The organism is Rufibacter sp. JT20002 (assembly GCF_056491185.1).
Window position 1 is genome coordinate 357773 of sequence record NZ_JBSZJY010000005.1, and the last position, 20243, is coordinate 378015.

18 protein-coding genes are annotated in these 20243 nt (G+C 49.7%); 14 read left to right on the top strand and 4 right to left on the bottom strand.

The genetic code is table 11. The annotated features are described in order from the left end of the window. Positions 1-83: 83 nt before the first annotated feature. From ACW9SV_RS20945 to ACW9SV_RS20955, 3 genes are all read right to left on the bottom strand, one after another. Positions 84-1076 carry a hypothetical protein gene (locus tag ACW9SV_RS20945; RefSeq protein ID WP_479558730.1) on the bottom strand — a complete coding sequence of 331 codons (993 nt, stop codon included), beginning with the start codon at positions 1074-1076 and terminating at the stop codon, positions 84-86. 115 nt (positions 1077-1191) lie between these two features. Next, a complete protein-coding gene (locus ACW9SV_RS20950; RefSeq protein ID WP_479558731.1) occupies positions 1192-1458 on the bottom strand; it encodes a hypothetical protein in 267 nt (88 codons plus the stop codon). A 161-nt stretch (positions 1459-1619) separates the two neighbouring features. Then, positions 1620-2252 (bottom strand): hypothetical protein, encoded by a 633-nt coding sequence (locus ACW9SV_RS20955; RefSeq protein WP_479558732.1) that lies wholly within the window; start codon positions 2250-2252, stop codon positions 1620-1622. An 899-nt stretch (positions 2253-3151) separates the two neighbouring features. On the opposite strand from ACW9SV_RS20955, the gene ACW9SV_RS20960 reads away from it, so the two are divergent. The 12 genes from ACW9SV_RS20960 to ACW9SV_RS21015 all read left to right on the top strand — a co-directional run bounded on the left by ACW9SV_RS20960 (position 3152) and on the right by ACW9SV_RS21015 (position 16452). Then, positions 3152-3286, top strand: a complete 135-nt coding sequence (locus tag ACW9SV_RS20960; protein ID WP_479558733.1) for a hypothetical protein — start codon at positions 3152-3154, stop codon at positions 3284-3286. 104 nt (positions 3287-3390) lie between these two features. Further along, complete coding sequence (locus tag ACW9SV_RS20965) at positions 3391-8568, top strand: Ig-like domain-containing protein (protein ID WP_479558734.1); 5178 nt, start codon at positions 3391-3393, stop codon at positions 8566-8568. 6 nt (positions 8569-8574) lie between these two features. Continuing rightward, positions 8575-9594, top strand: a complete 1020-nt coding sequence (locus ACW9SV_RS20970; RefSeq protein WP_479558735.1) for a PorP/SprF family type IX secretion system membrane protein — start codon at positions 8575-8577, stop codon at positions 9592-9594. A 499-nt stretch (positions 9595-10093) separates the two neighbouring features. Beyond that, on the top strand, positions 10094-10495 hold the full coding sequence (locus tag ACW9SV_RS20975; RefSeq protein WP_479558736.1) for a hypothetical protein: 402 nt from the start codon (positions 10094-10096) through the stop codon (positions 10493-10495). A 395-nt stretch (positions 10496-10890) separates the two neighbouring features. Then, positions 10891-11091 (top strand): hypothetical protein, encoded by a 201-nt coding sequence (locus ACW9SV_RS20980; RefSeq protein ID WP_479558737.1) that lies wholly within the window; start codon positions 10891-10893, stop codon positions 11089-11091. A 241-nt stretch (positions 11092-11332) separates the two neighbouring features. Beyond that, the gene (locus tag ACW9SV_RS20985; protein WP_479558738.1) at positions 11333-11896 is read left to right on the top strand and encodes an HD domain-containing protein; all 564 of its coding nucleotides are present in this window, start codon (positions 11333-11335) and stop codon (positions 11894-11896) included. A gap of 664 nt (positions 11897-12560) precedes the next feature. Then, positions 12561-12812, top strand: a complete 252-nt coding sequence (locus tag ACW9SV_RS20990; protein ID WP_479558739.1) for a hypothetical protein — start codon at positions 12561-12563, stop codon at positions 12810-12812. A 143-nt stretch (positions 12813-12955) separates the two neighbouring features. After that, the gene (locus ACW9SV_RS20995; protein WP_479558740.1) at positions 12956-13438 is read left to right on the top strand and encodes a hypothetical protein; all 483 of its coding nucleotides are present in this window, start codon (positions 12956-12958) and stop codon (positions 13436-13438) included. A gap of 73 nt (positions 13439-13511) precedes the next feature. Beyond that, complete coding sequence (locus ACW9SV_RS21000) at positions 13512-14597, top strand: WG repeat-containing protein (RefSeq protein ID WP_479558741.1); 1086 nt, start codon at positions 13512-13514, stop codon at positions 14595-14597. 249 nt (positions 14598-14846) lie between these two features. Continuing rightward, a complete protein-coding gene (locus tag ACW9SV_RS21005) occupies positions 14847-15128 on the top strand; it encodes a hypothetical protein (protein ID WP_479558742.1) in 282 nt (93 codons plus the stop codon). A 27-nt stretch (positions 15129-15155) separates the two neighbouring features. Next, complete coding sequence (locus ACW9SV_RS21010) at positions 15156-15350, top strand: hypothetical protein (RefSeq protein WP_479558743.1); 195 nt, start codon at positions 15156-15158, stop codon at positions 15348-15350. A gap of 118 nt (positions 15351-15468) precedes the next feature. Next, a complete protein-coding gene (locus tag ACW9SV_RS21015; RefSeq protein WP_479558744.1) occupies positions 15469-16452 on the top strand; it encodes an ABC transporter ATP-binding protein in 984 nt (327 codons plus the stop codon). A gap of 127 nt (positions 16453-16579) precedes the next feature. On the opposite strand, the gene ACW9SV_RS21020 is transcribed toward ACW9SV_RS21015, so the two are convergent. Further along, positions 16580-16927 carry a YciI family protein gene (locus ACW9SV_RS21020; RefSeq protein WP_479558745.1) on the bottom strand — a complete coding sequence of 116 codons (348 nt, stop codon included), beginning with the start codon at positions 16925-16927 and terminating at the stop codon, positions 16580-16582. A gap of 279 nt (positions 16928-17206) precedes the next feature. On the opposite strand from ACW9SV_RS21020, the gene ACW9SV_RS21025 reads away from it, so the two are divergent. Both ACW9SV_RS21025 and ACW9SV_RS21030 read left to right on the top strand, forming a co-directional pair. Then, entirely contained in the window at positions 17207-19720 is a 2514-nt protein-coding gene (locus ACW9SV_RS21025; protein ID WP_479558746.1) for a TonB-dependent receptor, read from the top strand. A gap of 144 nt (positions 19721-19864) precedes the next feature. After that, a complete protein-coding gene (locus tag ACW9SV_RS21030; protein WP_479558747.1) occupies positions 19865-20152 on the top strand; it encodes a DUF1456 family protein in 288 nt (95 codons plus the stop codon). Positions 20153-20243: the final 91 nt, after the last annotated feature.

The window sequence follows — 20243 nt, forward strand, 5'->3', positions numbered from 1 at the left end:
GAGAACCCCAAAAAGCCATATTCTTATATAAACAAAAAACGGCCGCCTTAGGGGGCAGCCGCTTTCTTATCTGATGTTGCTGGTTACCAGCTGAAGTCCTCGCGGGATGGGGGTTGCGATCCTTGGGCACGCACGTGGCCGCTTTGTGGGTCATACCGACGGTCCTGTCCTTCTTCTGAACGGTAATCACGGTCATTTCCCCAGCTCAGAGAACCGGCCATGTTTCCGTAGTTTTCGCTTCTGCCGCCTTCACCCTGTTGGTGTTGGTGCTCGCGGCGGGGTAGGTTGTGATCAAAGTTAGCGCCTCCCTCAGCCCGGGTTCTGCTGTCATAGCCGCTGGACATGTAGCCCAGCTGTCTACCAGACTCGTACATACCGCGGTTGTAGTGCGACTGCGAGTCATCATAGATTTCATAACGGCTGTCATCGTCCCGGCGGGAGGTATTGTTAGTTCCTATGTCACGCACGCCGCCTCTGGAGCCGGCTCTATCTGAAGGCTCCCACCCGCGGGTGTTGTCAGCACCACGGCTACCCGGGCGGCCTGATCCGTCGTACTGCTCCCGCTCACCGGGGGCGAAGCTGTTATGGTCGCGGTAGGCACCATACACCTGGCGGTTTACATGGCGGTCTTCTTCCCGGCCATGGCCACTGCTCCAACGGGAGCCATCGCCTGAATTTTGATTATGCGAGCCACCCCTGGAAGAGCCAAAGCCTTGGGCTCCGCCGTAGCTGCCCATGTTTCCAAAGTTACGGGTAGAATGCTCCAGGCCGTTGTTGTCCTCGTGGGCACCCATGTTATCAAAGCGCTCTCCTCGGCGGTTAGGATCCCGGCCGTAGTCACGAGGCAGTTCATGGTCTCTCTCGCGCCGACGGTCTTCGTTGGAACCCTGGTACTGGTTACTTCTATAATCACGGCTGATGTCGCGGTCATTGAAGTTGTTTTGGCGGTTCAAGCGATCATAGTCTCTGTCGCGGTCATTGTCCATGCGGTAAGCCCCGCGGTATTGATCTTCATCGGAACGCCGATTATCTGAACGGTGATGACCATGGTCATCTGATCTGTGGTTTCTGTTCATGGTGTTAGACTTTTGGTGTAACAAAACAGCTTCTCTTAACGACAAGAAAGGCCTTGCGGTTTTGGGGCTCTTTTTAGAAAGAAGCTCCAAAACCGCAAGGCCTTAGGTAATACCATTATTTCGTGCGCAGGTTGTTGGCGTTGCTGCCGTCTAGCCGGGTGGTGTCTTCCTCGTCCTCGGCGGCTACATTTCCCTCCGAGAATCTGCCTTCCGGCTCCGAGTCTAGAAAGTCGGCTTCAATGGCTTGCAGGGGACTGCCGCCCATGTCTGGCTTAGCATCCTGGTCATAATCCATCTTGGCTCCTTTTACAGGGGTAGGGTTCTCATCTGGCAAGCGTTTACTCTCGTCAGCGTTGGTGATGTTGTCGTTCTCAATGGGCATGGCGTTGGTCAGTAAAGGCAATCAGCCCCTATGGCTGCTCCTAACTTGTTTGTACGCACCACCAAAAAAATGTTTATTATCAAATCATGAAGAAGCCCGTTCTGGGGCTGTTTTGTGCAAAACAGCCCCAGAACGGGCTTCTTAAAACCAGGCGATTTCTGCTAGTTCTCGCTGAAGGGTTCCATCTTGATCTTCTCAATCATGAGGTACTTCTTAAACTCGTGCAGCATACGGGCCATTTCTTTGTCCTGCTCCTCCATCAGCTGCTTTTCGGTATCGGCGGAATGGATGGCCGTCCTGAGTTGCTCTAAACTGATCGCCATGTGGTCACGGGCTTCCTGCGCCCGGTCCCGCAACTCCTCTTCAATCTCCTGCGAGGCGATGTTGTTGTCCAGTTCCTGAAGGCATACCTCCAGAAAAGGAATCATATCCCAAGGATTGTTGGGCCGGTTCCAGGTGAATTCTATGTTGCAGCGACGACATTTGTAGCGGTTAGATTTCCAACCCAGTTCATTGGTAGCCACGCCGGTCTTTTTAAGCAGATCGGCTTTTCCGCAGGTGGGGCACTGGGCATGGTCTTCTATGATGCCTTTCAGGGTTTCGTGCTTTTCCAGCACCTGCTGCCGGAAATCGGCGTGGTTGTAGATCTTTTCGGTAAGACGCTCACAAGCGGCATTCAACTCCTGGTGCTCCTGCGTTAGGGTGCCTTCCGCAGCCAACCGCTCGCCCCGCTTTTTAAAGAAGGTGATAAGCTTGATGACTTCTCTCTCGTTTTCGGTGATGTGCTGCTTCATGTCGTCTTTACGGCTCTTAAATTATCCAAAGATACAAAAAGCCCGCGTACCACTACTTTCCTTGGCCATGTGCCAAGGCATTGTTTTAAGGAGAGCCTGAAGCTATGGTTACCAGTAAGAACCTACCCTGCCTTCTTCTCCTTGCCTTTTGAATCTATTTTGCCATCACTTCGCGTAAACCAGCACTAAAACGACTAACCGGCTTTTCTCTTTAAGAAGACTTGCAAAAGCCCCTGAAAAGATCTGGGTTCTTTTCAGGGGCTTTTAGAAAATTGGGGCAAAAAAAAGCCTCTCTTTCCAAATGGAAAGAGAGGCTAAAAAAAGAAGGGGCAGGCGGCGCATATGTCATCAGCATCTGTAGCATATCCCCCAATAAGCACCAGAACTTTTGACGCTCCTGCAAGCAGAAGTGCTCCGCCGCCCCTTTATGTTTTTAATTTCTTTACCAACAAACTGTCTTTGTTGTTTTAACTGTGTCAAAGGTAATAGGTAATCTTAGGACTGCGAGTGAATTTCGGTGAATACCTCATTTTGCCAGACGAAACTTCCCTTTTTTAGGTTGAATGGTTTTTAATTCTCGGCGAATTTCCGATCCACTCCTACTATTTCTTTTCCGGCACCCGCCTGGGCCTCTCACTCCTTTTTCAGCTATTTACCTCCAAATTATAGAATAAAAGTACATACTTAATTATTTTATATGAACTTATTAGAAAATTCATATTTACTTTAACAGTACAAAAAACTTAACTTTGACGAGAATTTTGAACTAAAGGTTACAATTTGTTTGTTGCCGCCCTTGAAAGTCAATTAGCAACATCATTTTTTATAACTACCAATTTCAAAAGGATACAACGTTCAAAAATAGAATAACAACTTAGTACAATTTAAAAACACTATATATGAAACATCTATACTCTACCTTCTCTCCCCTTACCCTCACCACATTTAGAAAGCCTTCCCAGAAAGGCGAAAGTGGCTTTATTGGAGATTCTCCTGCGGTAGTGATAGGCCAGACTGCACCCTTTACGGTCTAACTACCTCAACTAAGCAGCGCGTGAACCCGGCAATTCTTTGCCTGGGGCTAGCTCTTGCTTTCCCTCTTAATATCCTGTAAAACCATCTTTTCTTTTCTGGCACCATGTCGCCTACTAAAAAGTTCTTTCATTCACTGGGCTTTCTGTTCCTGCTGAGCTTCTACTCCTATGCTCAGAATTGTCCCGATAAACCAGATGTGGCCCTAGCCGATGCCAACGAGGAAAATTTCACCCGGTGTTCCTCGGTAGGTGGGTCCATAGAATACAACCTGTCGGTTGCCAATATTTCCACTACTTCTTCTAAAAACAAGGAGTACACCATTGAGTGGGGAGACGGCACCTCTAACACCTACCCGGCAAGTTTCACCAATGCCAGCCATACCTACAAAACCCAGGGTAGTTTTACCTTGAAGTTCACCATCACCAGCCAGAACGGTTGCTCTGACAGTAGAACGTACTCGGTGTTCAATGGCAGTACGCCCGGGATTGGTATCCAGAGCCCTAACAACACCTCAGAATGCGCCCCGGCGGCCTTCACCTTCGGAATCACGGGTACAGAAAACAACGCCCCTAACACCACCTACGCCATCTGGTTTGACGACGGCACCGACACCTTACGGTACACCCAGGCCAACCTTCCCTCCACGATCACCCACGCCTTTACCAAATCTTCTCAAGGAAAAACCAAAGGCTTTACCATGTACGCGGTAGCCTATGGCTGTATTCCCAAACAAGCCGAGGTAAGCGGGATTATCATCTCCACCAAACCCATTCCGGCGTTCAGTATGACCCCGGAAGATCCTTTCTGCCCTAACCAGGTAGTTAAATTGAACGACCAGACCATAGGCGGATTCAACGGAAACAACATTGGAGGGAATACCAGCGGGTATCGTCGTTTGTGGTCTATTTCACCCAGCACCGGCTGGCAATTCACCAACTCCACCAACGCTTCTTCCATAAGCCCCTCCATCCAATTTACCCAGAACGGCACGTACAAAATCACGTTGGCGGTAACGCCTTCAGGTACCAGCACCACCTGTTTGGGTGATTCCATCATCAAAACCGTGGTGGTTCAGGATGTGCCCTTGGCCCCTACCGCCCTGCCCGCCTCTATTTGCGCCGGTTCTACCGCTACTTTGAAGGCCGAAGGAGATGCTCCTATTTTTAGATGGTACGCCTCTGCAACATCCACTACGGTGTTGGCTACCGGCGCCACCTTCACCACTCCGGTCCTGAACACCACTACTACCTATTATGTAGAGGCTGCCCTGAACGGAGGATGTAAAAACCCCGTCCGGACGCCAGTGGTGGTGACGGTTTCCCCATTACCACCGGCCCCAACGGCTCCCGACGCGATCACCTGTGCCGGAAGCAGCGCCACCCTGAACGCCATCACCGCAACCGGAAAAGTGTACTGGTACGCCACCGCTACCGGCGGCGACACCCTGGCCACCGGCAATACTTTCACTACTACGGCTTTAACCGCCACTACCACGTTTTATGTCGCCACCTTGTCACCGCAGGGCTGTTTTTCTGCCACGCGCAGAGCGGTGAAAGTAACGGTACAGCCGGTCATTGCGGGCAACAGGATCAGCGCCCCTCAAACCCTTTGCGCAGGCGAGACGGCTGCTACCCTTACCGGAGAAACCCTGTCTGGCGGTTCCGGCACCTATACCTATCTATGGGAAAGCAGCACCGATGGCACCACCTTTACCAGAGTGGAGGGTACTTCTAACACTCCTACCTACAAATCTGGCGTGCTGAACGTGACCACCTGGTTTAGACGCACCGTTACCTCGGGCAGTTGTACCAGCGTTTCTGAGCCTGTTAAAATTACCGTCGTACCAGTGGTGAACAACAACACCGTCACCATCACCGATGCAAACATCTGCTATGGTGCCACTACCACGTTAAACGGCTCACTGCCGGGCGGCGGGAACGGTGGAACCCCGGTGTACCTGTGGGAAACCAGCACCACCAGCGCTACTACCGGGTTCACAACCGCGCCAGGCTTCTACACAGGCCAGTCTTACCAGTCAGGGGCGTTGACCGCCAACACTTGGTTCCGGCGCAAAGTGATCATTGATGGCTGTACCCAGACCTCTCCGGCGGCGTTGGTGTCCATCATCACCATCTCTTTCCCGCCAACCGTTAAGAACGCGACCATCTGTAGCGGCACCTCGGCTACGTTGACAGCCACTGCCCCGGGCGGACCTTACGAGTGGTACACCAGCGCAGTTGGGGGTACTCCTATCTTCTCCGGAGATCAGTTTGTCACCCCTGCCCTTTTTGTTTCTACTTCTTACTTTGTGCAAAGCAAAGCCCCGGACAATTGCTCTGAGGTTCGCACCGAGGTGAAAGTGACCGTGCAGCCTATCATCACCAACAATACCATTTCTGGTGCTCAGGAAGTATGTTCGGGCAGCGCTCCTACTACCCTCATCGGGTCAAGACCTTCCGGCGGAAACGACACTCCGGTTTACCTATGGGAAAGCAGCTTGAACGGCATTGACTTTACCCCGGCCACCGGCACAAGAACAAACCAGAACTACGCTCCAAGCGCTTTAACCAAGACCACCTGGTTCCGCCGCAAGGTAACCATGGGTGCCTGTGAGGAATACTCCAACGCCATCCAGGTAGAGGTAACCCCACCGTTGACCGCGGTTACCATGCCTACCAACATGGAAGTATGCGAGGGATCTTCGGCTCCTATCATCTCTGCCCCGGAGGCCACGGGCGGTAATGGAACCTACACCTATAAATGGGAGAAAAGCACTAGCAGCGCTACGGCAGGGTTTGCCCCGGCTACCGGCAACAACACTGGAGTGACTTACGCCCCAGGCATTCTGGGAAGCACCAGCTGGTTCCGTAGAATTACCTACTCCGGTTCTTGCCAGCTCACCAGCTCCGTGGTTAAAATCACCGTGCTACCTTTACCGGCCCTCCCGATTGCCAAAGACGTAGTTACCTGCGAGAATGCCACCGCCACCCTTACTGCCACGCCGGCTACGGCTGGCCAGAAGATACAGTGGTTTGATGCGGCTACCGGTGGCAACCTCTTGGCCGAAGGAAACACCTTCACTACGCCTGTTCTGCAAAACAACACCTCTTATTTTGTGCAGGCAGCCACTACCAACGGATGTCTTTCACCGGCCCGGGTGGAGGTGAAAGTAACCGTGACGGTTCGGCCGTTGGCACCGGAGGCGTTTGCGCCTACGGTTTGCCACTCAGAGAAAGCCGTGCTGCAAGTGAAGGACCCGGGTACCGATGTCACTTATGAGTGGTTCTCTGCCGCAACTGGTGGCACCGTCCTATTCAGAGGTCCCTCCTACACCACGGTTAACCTGACGCAAAGCACCACTTATTATGTACAGGCTACGGTGGGTGGTTGCGAAGGCCCAAGATCTGCCGTGCTTGTGAACGTGCAAGACCCGGTTGGAAACAACGTGCTGTCCGGTACCCAAGAGATTTGCGCGGGCACGGGCACTACCACCCTTACCGGTTCTCAACCAACCGGCGGTACGGGCACTTACTCCTACCAGTGGGAAAGCAGCACCGACGGTATCTCGTTCTACTCGCTACAAAGCGCTGGCCAAACCGAGAACTACTCCCCGGGTGTGATGTACCAGACCACCTGGTTCCGCAGAGTGGTGAAATCTGGCACTTGCGTACCGCACGTGAGCGCCCCAATCAAGGTAACCGTGAGTGAGTCGATCATCAATAACTTCATTCAGGACAACCAGGTTATCTTCATCCATACCAAACCAGCGGCCTTCACCGGCACTACGCCTACCGGCGGTACCAGAACTTACCAGTACCAGTGGGAATCCAGCCAGGACGGCGTCACTTTCACGGCTATCTCGGGAGCTACAAGCAAAACGTATGCTTCAGGGGCTTTGAGCCAGACTACCTGGTTCCGGAGAGTGGTGGAATCTGGTGGTTGCCAGGTGATCAGTAACGTGGTGAAAGTGACGGTGAACGATGACATCACCCAGAACACCATCCTGGAAGACCAGAACATCTGTACAGGCACCGCTCCAATGACCTTGTCTGGTACTGACCCCATAGGCGGCGACGGCACCTTCAGCTACCTGTGGGAGAAAAGCACCACGGGTCCGGCCTCTGGGTTTGTGACGGCTACCGGTAAAGCCACGGCCAAGAATTACTCCGCACCGGCATTAACCCAAACTACCTGGTTCCGCAGAAAAGTAAGTTCCGGGGACATCACCCAGATCTCCAATGTGGTAAAAGTGACGGTGTACACCGCCGTGACCAGAAACAGCGTCTCCACTGATCAGACGGTTTGTATTGGCTCTGCCCCGGCTCGTTTGGCAGGCTCTACGCCAGACGGCGGAAACGGTAACTACGCCTACGTTTGGGAAAGCAGCACCAGCGGACCAACGGCTGGGTTTGGAACCGCCTTTGGCAACAGCACCGAACAGCATTACACTCCGGGCAACCTGCAGCGCACCACCTGGTTCCGCCGGAAGGTAGTTTCAGGAAGCTGCTCTGAAAGCGTAAGCAACGTGGTACAGGTAAGCGTTACCGCGCCACAGCCACCAACTGTGCAAGAAGCCTTTATCTGTGCGGGCACTACCGCTACCTTAACGGCAGTTCCAATTACTGGTTCAACCGTGATTGAGTGGTTTGACCAACCAGAAGGCGGAAGACTGATGGGCTCTGGCTTGACCTTCACTACGCCAATCCTGAAGGAGACAACTACTTTCTACGTTCGGTCAGTAACGCAGAACTGCGCCAGTGTTCGCATCCCGGTGAAAGTGCACATCCCGGCTCCTACCGCTAATGCAGGGCCTGACCAGAACATCGTGCTGGGCAACTTCGCCACTTTGGAGGCAACCGGTGGATTAACGTACCGCTGGTCACCTGCCACGGGCTTGAACAACGCCCAGATCGCGACACCGGTGGCCAAGCCAACTGTGACCACCACCTACACGGTGACCGTGACCACGCAGGATGGATGTACTTCTTCTGACCAGGTGACCATTACCGTGTTACAACCTATTGAGGTGCCGAACGGATTTACCCCGAATGGTGACGGCATCAACGATAACTGGGAACTTCCTAACCTGAAGAGCTACCCAGATTGCCAGGTGGAGGTATTCAACCGTTGGGGCAACAAGGTCTTTGAATCAAGAGGCTATGACAATCCGTGGGAAGGACGCCTGAACGGGCAACCGCTCCCGGCAGCTACTTACTACTACATCATCCGCTTGGGTGAGAAACAGAACCCTATCACCGGAAACGTTACCATTATTAAGTAAGCCTGTATGAAAAAGCTTGCCTCTATCTTGTTGTTTTTTGTGCTTGTTTCTCCTGCCATGGCGCAGCAGAAGCCTCAGTACAGCCAGTACCTGTTCAATAACTTTCTGTTGAACCCCGCCCTTTCCGGGATTGAGAGTTACACCGATGTGCGCATGGGTACCCGTCGCCAGTGGGTGGGCGTAGACGGGGCCCCGGTCACGTACTACGTCAGCGGACATTCTTCTTTTGGGATGAGCGACCGCAACGCGCCCGTGGGTCCGGGAACGGGCAAAGGGTTTATTCCCAAGTTGCCGTCCAAAAACCCGCGCTCTACCAAGTACCACAAGTCACGCCCCCACCACGGGTTTGGCGCCATGGCTCAGGTAGACAAAACGGGGCCGTTGAGCACCACCAACGTAAACCTGACCTACGCCTACCACCACCCTATTACCCGGCGGGTTAACATGTCGGTGGGGTTATCTGGGGGGTTGATCCAGAGCCGATTGAATGGAAATGAACTGCACCTGATTAATCAGAACGACCCTACCCTGCGCCCCGGCACTATGGGAAGAACCAATTTTGACCTGGGACTAGGCACCTGGATCTACTCAGACTATTTCTACTTCGGTGCCTCGGCGGCCCAACTGCTAACCACCACCATGTCACAAGGCGAAGGCGCCCGGGACCCTGAGCAGAAGTTGCAGCCTCATTTCTTCATGACGGCGGGGTACCGCATCCGGATCAGGTATGACTTCTCTATTGACCCATCGGTGATGTTGAAGTTGGCCAGCCCAAGCCCGCTGTCGGTTGACGTGAACTTCAAGGCCATGTACGCAAACCGGATCTGGGCAGGCATGTCTTACCGGCACGGAGATGCGGTGGCGGCTTTGGCGGGCATGAACGTGAACCATGTGCTGGATGTAGGGTACTCGTATGACCTGACCACCTCTGGCCTCAACAGTGCCAGCGCCGGAAGCCATGAACTGATTGTAGGAATTAAACTTAGAAACAAGACCAGAATGCTTTGCCCTGAGTGGCTCTGGTAGCATAAATCTTCCCTTTTTCCTGATGCCCGTTTTCAGCTTCTTTCTTCAAAGAAGGCCGAAAACGGGCATTCTCTTTTTAGGGCTTCTGAAGCTTTCGCCCAAGCACTTCGGGCTGCTTTCCACACCTTTTATCCTGGCGGAGCCACTGACCATTTTACCTCTATCGCCCTAACCTCTGGTATTGTAACCTACATGGGTTTCGTGCCTTTCCTCCTCAACTTCTGCTGCTCAGCCCTTTGTTCTTTTGGAGGAGGGATTATCCAAATACTTGCTTTTTCCTATATCTGGCTAAAACACGTCAAAAACTCTAACCATCTTCATTTTTGCACTTTACAGGATTCGCTTGGCTCTTATCCTAAATTTTGAATCAGAAGAAGGGTAATTCTTAAAACTCTGCCCCTGTTTAAACGTATAAACCACAAATAGACCGTTTAAGACAATTACAAGAATCACTTCATTCCTAAAGAATCTCTTCTCATCTTCAAAATTCAAAAACCACATGAAAAACTTTACTCTTTCTCTATGCTTATTCTTTGCTCTGGCTTTCACCGCATCAGCTCAGGTTGCTCCGGCAAATGAGGCGGTGGAGAAGACCTCTGCATCCATCAGCCGCATGATGGTTCAGGAGATGGGTTTGAATGAAGTGGAATATATCCAGGTGCGCAACCTAAACCAGGAGCGCTTGGCAAAAGCCGCTGAGGCTACCAGAAAATACGCCGATGATGCTTCAAACCTAGAGGCTTCTTTGCGTGATATTGACGAAGACTTTGAAACCAAGCTGTTCAAGATTTTGACGAACCGCCAGGTAGAGGCTTACGCCGAATTTAAAACCAAGCCAGAAGCGAATTTCCTGTCTTTGGTACAGCAAGTTTCTCCAGAGTCTAAGAAAAAGAAAAACTAAGATTACCCTCCCCATAAACACGAAGAAGGGACCTGCTACACAGGTCCCTTCTTCGCGTTTATGGGGTTTGATTCCTAAAATACCGGCATATTTACTTTGTCATTACCGCTTTATATTATGTAAATTAAACTAATTTACATTAGGGTTTCTAGTTGCTTTTGTAAAAGGAACCCATCCAACAAGTTGCCCATTTTCTTAGTTTTGGATTTAAGGCAAAGATTATAAAAGCAGACCTTAAACCTAAATTTCAGACACAGCTCAATTCCTGGATTGTCGCTAAGCATGAGTTTACACGTATATAAACAATATCTTTACCACCCGTTCTTTTAAACCTAACCAAAAGAGCGGCCAAATGACAGCCTATGGAATGGTTTAAAATATACAACCCCAAGGCAATGAATTCCTTCCAGTTCATTGCCGTCACCGGAATCATCATGTCGGCGCTGGCGCATGTCTTGCTGCACCTGTGGGGCAAGGAGGTGGATTCCTTCAATTACCTATATCTCTGCTGGGGAGTACTCTTTGTTTTCGGCTCTATCCAAAACCTGCGCCACAAACCCGAGGACGATGATCACCACCATCACCATCATCATTAATAAGAAACTAAGAAAAACTACATGTTGGTGAGAATGACAGAGGAGATCTGAGTTATCAGGTAGGTATCTGGCCCCGTGACTTGCGTGCAACGGCTCCTCTCCTTACTATGGTCTTTGCTTTTAGCCTTATGCCTTAGACCTTATTTCTAAAAAGAGGCGCCAAAACAAGAAGAGTACCGGACATTCTTTTTTGTGCGTCTGCGGCACGAGACTTATCTTACTGGTTTAAACCTTATTTGCCATGACCAGAGAAGAAGCCTCCGAAATCTTACACCACTATACCAAAGGCGAAAGCCTCCTACGCCATGCCCGCACCGTTGAACTGGTCATGCGCGCCTATGCCCAAAAGCTAAACCAAGACCCCGAACTCTGGGGCAACACCGGCCTTCTCCATGATGCTGACTACGAAGCGTTCCCTGACCGGCACCCGCATGTGGTAGTGGAACTGCTGCGCGAACGCGGCGAAGAAGAAATGGCCCACGCCATCTCGGGGCACTACAGCCACTGGGGGGTTCCTCATGAAAGCCTTTTAGACAAAGCCCTTCTGGGTTGCGACGAAATCACCGGATTTGTGGTAGCCTGTGCCCAGGTGCGTCCGCAGCGCCTCTCCGGACTGGAAGCCAAATCAGTGCTGAAGAAACTGAAACAGGCCAGCTTTGCCGCCTCTGTAGACCGTGGCGAGGTACGTCTGGGCGCCGAATTGCTTCAGGTAGATCTGGCAGCCCACATTGACTTTATCATCCAAGCCCTGCAACCCCACGCCGAAGAACTGCAACTTACCCCTGTTCCCTCAGAGGCTTCATAGTTATAAAGTTTCTCCACCCAATTAAGCTAATAACCAGAACGACTTCTATTTATGCGGTAGTTAGCGGTAATTTATAATATTAGATAGCACCAATGGAATTAAAGAAATTACAGAAAAGAAAGCTTTTGCTTATTTTCACCATTTTAGTTGGTGCTGTAACGCCTTTCATTCCGTCTTTCACAGTAGTTGAAGTTTTCTTCCTTATAATTCCCTTCGCTATTGTTTTTCTATTTACTTCTGTTTACCTGATAGTCAGCTTCTTCAATAAAAGCATAAACTCAAAAAGAGCATTATTTACCTTCTCGATACTTCCCATTTTCATCATAACTCAACTTGCATCTGGCTTCGTAGTCGATAAAGTGCAGCGATTTAGAAGTGAAAACATTATCAGCGACATTTACTAAATAAGGAACGACTCAGGAAAGCTACCAGAAAAGTATGACACAAATTTAGGAATCAGCTACAAGAGACTAAGAGATAACACAAACTTTATGATTAGCTACTCCAGGGGATTTATGGTAACTGAAAAATATAATTCAGAAAGTAGAACATGGAAAAGCTATGGTTGGAATGATTAGAAAAACTACCACCAACAATGTGTAAACCCATGCTTCGGCCGACGGCCTTGCACGCTGTTTACACGAGACCGTTAGCACAAATAAAAATGAATAAAGAAGAACAAAATTGGCGAGTGGTTTTTCTAATAATACCAACTTTTCTCGGATACAATTTAGCAAATGTAATAGCAACAGATGATAACACGGGACTTCTGTATGCCGTCCTTTTTAGCGGTGCTGGTGCATTGGTTGGTGCAGTTGTTTACTACCTCATTAAAGAGAAAAGCAAAAATCTAAAAATTGCATCAGCTGTTGGAATTTTCGTTGTTGGGATACTAACTCTCTATTTGGCTGCATAAGGGATGGAAATCGAAGCAACCCTGTCAAATGATAAAATAAAACATATAAGTAAAATTACTTGTGCTAACAAGGTGCATAAGCCATGCTTCGGCCGACGGCCTCGCACACCTCATGCACTAGACGTTATGCCTAATTAAATATCATGAAATTATTTCCTGCGCTCGATTATACAATCGAATTAACAGAAGATGCTTCAGTAGCTTTAAATCGCCTCACACAAAATACAAAATTAACCAACTCACTTGTTTCAGAAATGACTAATAAGGCATTTATCGGTCAAGTTCATGAGAATAGATTCAAGGTAATTTCTTCGGCAAAGGGATATGGATCTTTTTGTGTTATTAGTGGAGATCTTCTAGGTAATAAAGGATCAATTAATTTAAGAGTTCATCAAACTTTTAAAATACTGTCCACAGTTTTGATGGTGCTACCAATCCTTGCCATTGTACTAACACTTTTACAAAGAAAAGTAGAGAACCCGATTGAACTTGCTTTTCCTGCACTATTAGGAATCATATTTGTAAGACTTGTTATTGTAGAACTGAATTTTAGAATAATCTCCAAAAAAGGATTAAATAGGTTAACTGAAGTAATTAGAATAAGTGCAATAAAAAACATGGCATAACACTGTGTAAACGGCACCTCGGCCAACTTCACCGCTTTCCCGCTAAACCCTTTTCTTATATCGAAAAATCTGAATGAAATTTCTCCTAACGTTTCTCACCTTTTTAATCGGGCTTTCAGTTCATGCACAGTCCATTGACAGGTGGGCTGCCTTTCAGGACAAAAACTCAGAGTTAATTGGTTTTAAAGATGCAAGCGGATATGTAAAAATAGAGCCCAGGTTTTCGGGGCGAGTCATAGCAGAATATTTCGAGAATATTGCTGCTGTGATGGAGGAGAAAAATGGCAAGTATCAATCTTACTATCTTACCCGGTCTGGTAAAGAGATTGGCAGAGACAGCTTATACTACTTTGACAATACCCCAGATTGTGAGAGTGAGGGATTTATCCGGTTTAGAGATAAAGTAACGGACAAGATAGGCCTATTTGACAAAAACGGAAAGATAGTGATCCCAGCAGTGTACAATGCCTTGTCGAGAGTCCAAAACGGACATGTTTGGGCATTGAAAGGTGCCCAAAGAAAATACCTAGACAAACATAAAGAGCACTATTCCTGGGAAGGTGGCGAAGAAATGCTTATCAACACCAATAATGAGGTGGTCATTAAAGACTCAAAACACGAGGGTTACTTAAACCTTTATTCGCTGAAGACCAACCCTAAGCCCACTTATGAGCCAGAAAGTAATACCTTTAAAGGTGTCAACGGAAGTTTTTACGCTTTCATTGATTATGAAAAAGAATTTAAAGCTTGGCTTGCCTCAAATTTCCTAAACCATTTGACCCTAGAAAACCTAGCCGAGGCCTCCTTTGACAGCATAACCCACTGGCAAGAGCCTAACGGCTGGACTGCCGAAGCCAAAGCAAGCTTTCTACCTAGAAACTTTGAATTAATAAAAGAGAGACTGTCTACCTTAAAAGAGAAAAAGCCTGATTTCACTGTATTCATCAATGGACTAAACCATTTTATTTATCAAGGGGATAGTTTTGCAAAGTATTACAACAATTGCGGTGAGGCAAATCAAGAGAAATACCCAGTAGTGGAATTAGTCCTCAACTCCAAAGTAGGAAATGATATAATTCAGGACCATTTTGAGTTTTTGCGGACTGAAGCTGGATACAAGCTACTTAGCATTACCATCAGGAATGGAGAATTAAAATAACAGAAGCTAACGTATAAACCCCATGCTTTTGCCATTCTTTCTATTCAACGAAGGCTGCATAATTTAATCACAACTAAGGGTGCAACATGATGGTTGGTATGATGAGTCTATAGAATCTGCAGCCATATAATCAATGGGTGAAAGCTACTACTTTCAAATTAAAGAATTCAAACCAGAGGAAGAGTAACAGCCCTCCACCAACCCTTAAAAACTGGTTTTTACCTCCTGATTTTCTGGCACCTCAGAAGCATGAAAAACATCAGAAGACAACTCACCTTATTTCTCTCTGAAAACACCGGTACCATTGAAAAAATACGGGCGCAGTTTAATCCGGCTCAGTTCAGCTTAATTGCCGCTCATGTTACCCTTTGCCGGGAAGAGGAGATAGAAGACATTGACAAGGTGAAAGAGAACCTCAACTCCCTGCCCCTTCCCGTTCCCCTTTGCCTTGCCTTTGGCAACGTAGAAAGGTCTCTAGACGGCAAAGGAGCCCTGCTGCCGCCCGCGGGGGAGAACATAGTTTTTCACTAGGTAAGAAAAGCCATCCTGAAGGGGATTGTGGAACACCCCAGGGCGCATCAGCCACATATTACGCTCATGCATCCGCGCAACGCTACCTGCACTGATGAAATTTTCGATCAGCTTACGCAGGTCTCCTTCCCGCATACCTTTTGTTTTAAGACCATCCATCTCATAGAACAACAGGACGGGGGCAAGTGGCAGGTTCTGGAGGAATTTTCCATTACCGGGTAGCACCCAACCCTTACTAACGTCTTCCCAAAGGGTATACAGGGCAAACCTGAATAATTGCCTACTTTCGTGCATTCATTTGCTTAAGGAAGCATACAGGAGGCAAGCTCCTTCCCATGATATGACGTTTTTACAAGTAGCCGGAATTTACAAGCAGGGAGAGAAAGAAACCGTCCTGAGGGACATCAGCTTCACGCAGCAGGAATTCCAGAAGATAGCCATTGCCGGGGAAACCGGCTCTGGAAAGAGTACCTTACTTAAGATCATTGCCGGACTGATTCAGCCAGACGCGGGATCCGTCACCTTTGAAGACGAGCGGGTAAAGGGCCCGGCCGAAAAGCTGGTGGCAGGGCATCCGGGCATTGTGTACCTGTCACAGCAGTTTGAGTTGCCCGAGTTTTTGCGAGTAGAACAGGTGTTGCGGTATGCCAATACGCTTGAGCAGGAAGACGCCGATGCCTTATATGAGGTGTGCCACATCCGTCATCTGTTAAAACGACGCACCGATCAGTTATCGGGTGGGGAGCGCCAACGCATTGCCCTAGCCCGCCTACTCCTCACCTCCCCCAAATTGCTTCTACTAGACGAGCCTTTCTCCAATTTGGACACTGGCCATAAAAGCCTGCTGAAAACCATTCTCCAGGACATCAGCGACCAACTAGACATCACCTGCCTTTTGGTCTCGCATGACCCGCTGGACAGCCTTTCCTGGGCCGACGAGGTTCTGGTAATGAAAGACGGCGAAGTGGTGCAACAGGGTACTCCCCAGCAGATTTACAGACATCCGGTTAGTGAATACGTGGCAGGGCTGTTTGGCAAGTACAACCTGCTCTCCCCGCTGCAGTCTAGCGTTTTCCATGTTATTTATGAAAAAGGCCCTGCAAACAAAAGCGTGCTGGTCAGGCCAGAAAGCTTTCAGATAGAGCCAGACAGCCAAGCGGGTGTTGAGGCCAAAGTGAAACGAGTCATGTTCTTTGGCAGCCACTTTGAACTAGAGGTTGCATTGCCAACCGGAGACGTTTTGGTAAGAACCGGGTTGGGCCAGTTTAAAAAGGATGACACAATATACATTTCTATCTCGCCTGACAAGGTTTGGTTTCTCTAAGCGAAAGTTTCTTACAGCAAGCCGCCAATACCTAAAATAAAGCAAAAGGTGCTTTTAACCTGATTTTCTAAAACCAGGCTAAAAGCACCTTTTTGCAGGATGGCCATAAGAGGCCAATGCAGTAGGCCTACACGGTGGCTACCCGGAACGGTTTGATGTCTACGTTGTCCCACACCTTCTGGAGCAGGTAAGGCTCCTGGTCCAGGTAGGCTTGCAGGGCGGCCTCATTTTCAAACTCCACTACCAGGGTAGAGCCAATCATCTTCTCCTCGGGGCTTAACATGGCTCCTCCCAGGATGAAGTTGCCGGTTTCTTTCAGTTTTTTAACCATTGCCAAATGGTCGGGGCGGGTGGCCATACGGCGATCCAGGGCTTGGTCATCGGTATAATCAAAGGCGGTGATAAGGTATTGTGGCACGTGCTGTAAAGTTAGTTCTGGTTTGAAGGTACTGAAAATACCCAAATCCTGTTTCATGGAAACCAAATGAGGATAAATCGGCAGTAGGCTCTTCATCCCGTTGCCAAGAGGGCGAACCTTCTTTCTTTTAGAACAAGAGTTTACTTTAGGCCAGCTTTCCGGAAAAGAAGCTGAAAGAACGGTTACAAATAAACCGGTTGAGAGATTAAACTTTCCAAACTTTTGGCTGTCAAAGAGCCGTCCCCAGCCAGAGATAGAAGAGATGTTGACGAAGCGAAAGCCTCTGCCTTGAGACCTTACCTTGCCTCAAATCCTATTTTTGCCGGTCTTGTTTGTATGGCTAGAGAACATCAGCTTTCGCTTCAAAAGATTGCGGGAATCTTCCTGCTGGCTGCCTTTTGGGTATTGCATGGGGTGCCGGCCACAGCGGGCTCCTTCCCTACTGCCTTAGCGCGGCAAACAAGTGGCGTACGGGTTACCGGCACAGTGGTAGATGCGGTTTCCAAGGCCCCGGTAGACTTCGCCACGGTAGCCCTGCAAGATAAAAGCGGCAAACTCATCTCTGGCGTGCCCTGTGACGTGAACGGTAACTTCACCCTGCCTAATGTCCTGCCCGGCGACTACCAACTGGCTATTTCCTTTATCGGGTATAAAACCAGGGTGTATCCTTTCACGGTAGCGGCCGGAATTCCCTCCTTACCGCTGGGGCAGATTCTCCTGGAATCAGACAGCAAGGCCCTGGAAGAAGTTGTGGTCACCGGCGAGAAAAACCTGATTCAGGAAACCGATGACGGCATGGTGTACAACGCAGAAAACGACATCACCAACATTGGGGGAACCGCGGCCGATGTTTTGAAGAAAGTACCTTCCCTGGCTGTGGACATAGACGGAAACGTGGAGATGCGGGGCAGCAACAAAGTCAAGATTCTGATCAACGGAAAACCCTCCACCATGCTCGCCGACAATCTGGCCGAGGCCCTGCAGCAGATTCCGGCGGATATGATCAAATCTGTGGAGGTGATCACCAGCCCCTCGGCTAAGTATGATGCCGAGGGCACGGCCGGTGTCATCAACATCATCACCAAGCAAAGCGCCATTGAGGGCATCACGGGCCAGGTGACGGCCACGGCAGGCAACCGCTCCAATAACCTGAACACCAACCTGAACATGCGCAAGAAAAAGCTGGGTTTGCGCGCTAGCGTGGGCGGCAACTTCAATGACCGCGTAGGCGATTCTGAGTCAGACCAGGTGTATTTCAGGGAAGAGAACCTCATCCAGACACCCACCAAACTCATCCAGCAGAGCAGTGCCTTTGAGAACAACGGTCAGTCGCTTTTCACGCAGTTGGGTGCCGACTACGATTTCAACGAGCAGAACAACCTGAGCGCCAGCATTAGGGTGAACCGCTCCCGCAACCTGAGTGACCGCAGCCTTTCCACGTCGCAGTTCACGCCCTCGGGTGAGGAACAGGTAGAGAATTACCGTTTCCGGGACATTGACAACCTGAACCGCAACCACGGCTTTGAGACCAACCTCCACTATAAGAAGCGTTTTAAACAGAAAGGGCAAGAACTGGACGTAATGGCCATCTTCAACACAAACCAGAACGAAAGCGACTACCAACTCACCGAGGAAAACCGATCTTCTGAACTCACCCGCTTGGAGCAAAGCGAAAACCACGGCACCAACCAGGAGTTTACCTTCCAGGCAGATTATTCGCACCCGTTTGAGAAACGGGGCAATATTGATGCGGGGGTGAGAGCGGTAATCCGTAACTCGGGGAGCGACTATAATTTCCTGTTTTCGCGCTCGGCGGTGGCGCCTTTGGTGGAGGACCCGGCCCGATCAAACCAATTCAACTATGACCAGGATGTGTACTCGTCTTACCTGTCTTACACGCTCAGGCTGGAGAAAACCTATACGTTCAGGGTGGGCGGCCGGTATGAGTACACCCAGGTAAACGGCGATTTTGCCACCAATAATGTGCTGACTTACCTGGAAAAGCCTTTCCATAACTTCATGCCCAACGTGATGCTCATGAAGCGCTTCAAAGACGATCAGCGCCTGCGCCTGAGCTACTCCACCCGCATCCAACGGCCCGGCATGGGCCAGCTCAATCCTTACCGCAACGAGAGCAACCAACTCAACATCCGGTACGGAAACCCTAACCTGGACGCCGAGATCACCCACAACACCGAACTCAATTACAGCTGGAACCTGAAAACCACCAACTTCAACGCCTCGGCGTATTGGCGGCAAACCAACAATGACATCAATCAGTACCAGTTCCCCATTAGGGAAAATAACGACACCCTGCACACCACTTTCGCCAACCTGGGCAAAAACGCCACCTACGGCACCAGCCTGAACGCCACCACCCGGTTTAACCAGAAAGGGCAGATTGGTCTCAATCTGAACGTGTTTTACAACGACTTGCAAAGCTTTGTGGGCCGTAGCGCCATCCACCGCTCGGGGTTCATGTACAACCTGAGCGGGAATGCCTCTTACCGCTTTGTGAATGATTTCAGCGTGCAGACAGCCGGTTCCTTCAACTCGCCGCGGCTTTCGCTGCAGAGCCGGAGCACCTACAATTACTCGTACAGTCTGGGGCTGCGCAAGGAGTTCTGGCAACGGAAAGGCGGCATCAGCCTGAACGTGGAGAACTTCCTCTTCAGCAACAACTCCATCAGAACCACCGTCACCAATACCAATTCCAGCAACTACAATTTGAACAATAACTACAACCGCGTGGTGCGGGTAAGCTTTAGTTACCGTTTCGGGAAAATGGAGTTTAAACGTGACAAAGCGCTAGAGAAATTAACCGGGGAAACCGGCAAGAAGAAAGGTTAAGGTGGCGTTGTATTACAGCCCTTATTCTCTGAAACCAGCCTTGCGGCCTCTGGGGCAGCTTGCCACTCAAATTTTCAATTGGGGTTGCCAGCTTGCTTTTCTGTTGCGTATACGTACTTTCGCGGACCTTTAAACTGACCAGGCATGACCAACAACGATATCATGAAGAAACTGCGCGTGGCGCTTCAGCTCCGGGACGATGACATCATCGATATCCTGAAGCTGGTGGATTTCAACGTAACAAAGAGTGAACTGGGCGCTATCTTCCGGAAAGAGGACCACCCTAACTACAAGCCCTGTGGTGACCAGTTGCTGCGTAACTTCCTGAACGGCCTGGTTTTGCACATGCGCGGTACCCCCGAAGAAAAGAAACCTGCCACCTCCTCTGCCCCGGCCAGAAAGCCGATGTCTTACCCTCCCCGCAAAAAATAGACAATCTACTATATAGAGGATGGCCGTTTTAACGTTGGTTTGGGAAAACCACGGTAAAACGGCTTTTACTTTCTACCCCTCGCCTCCTTCT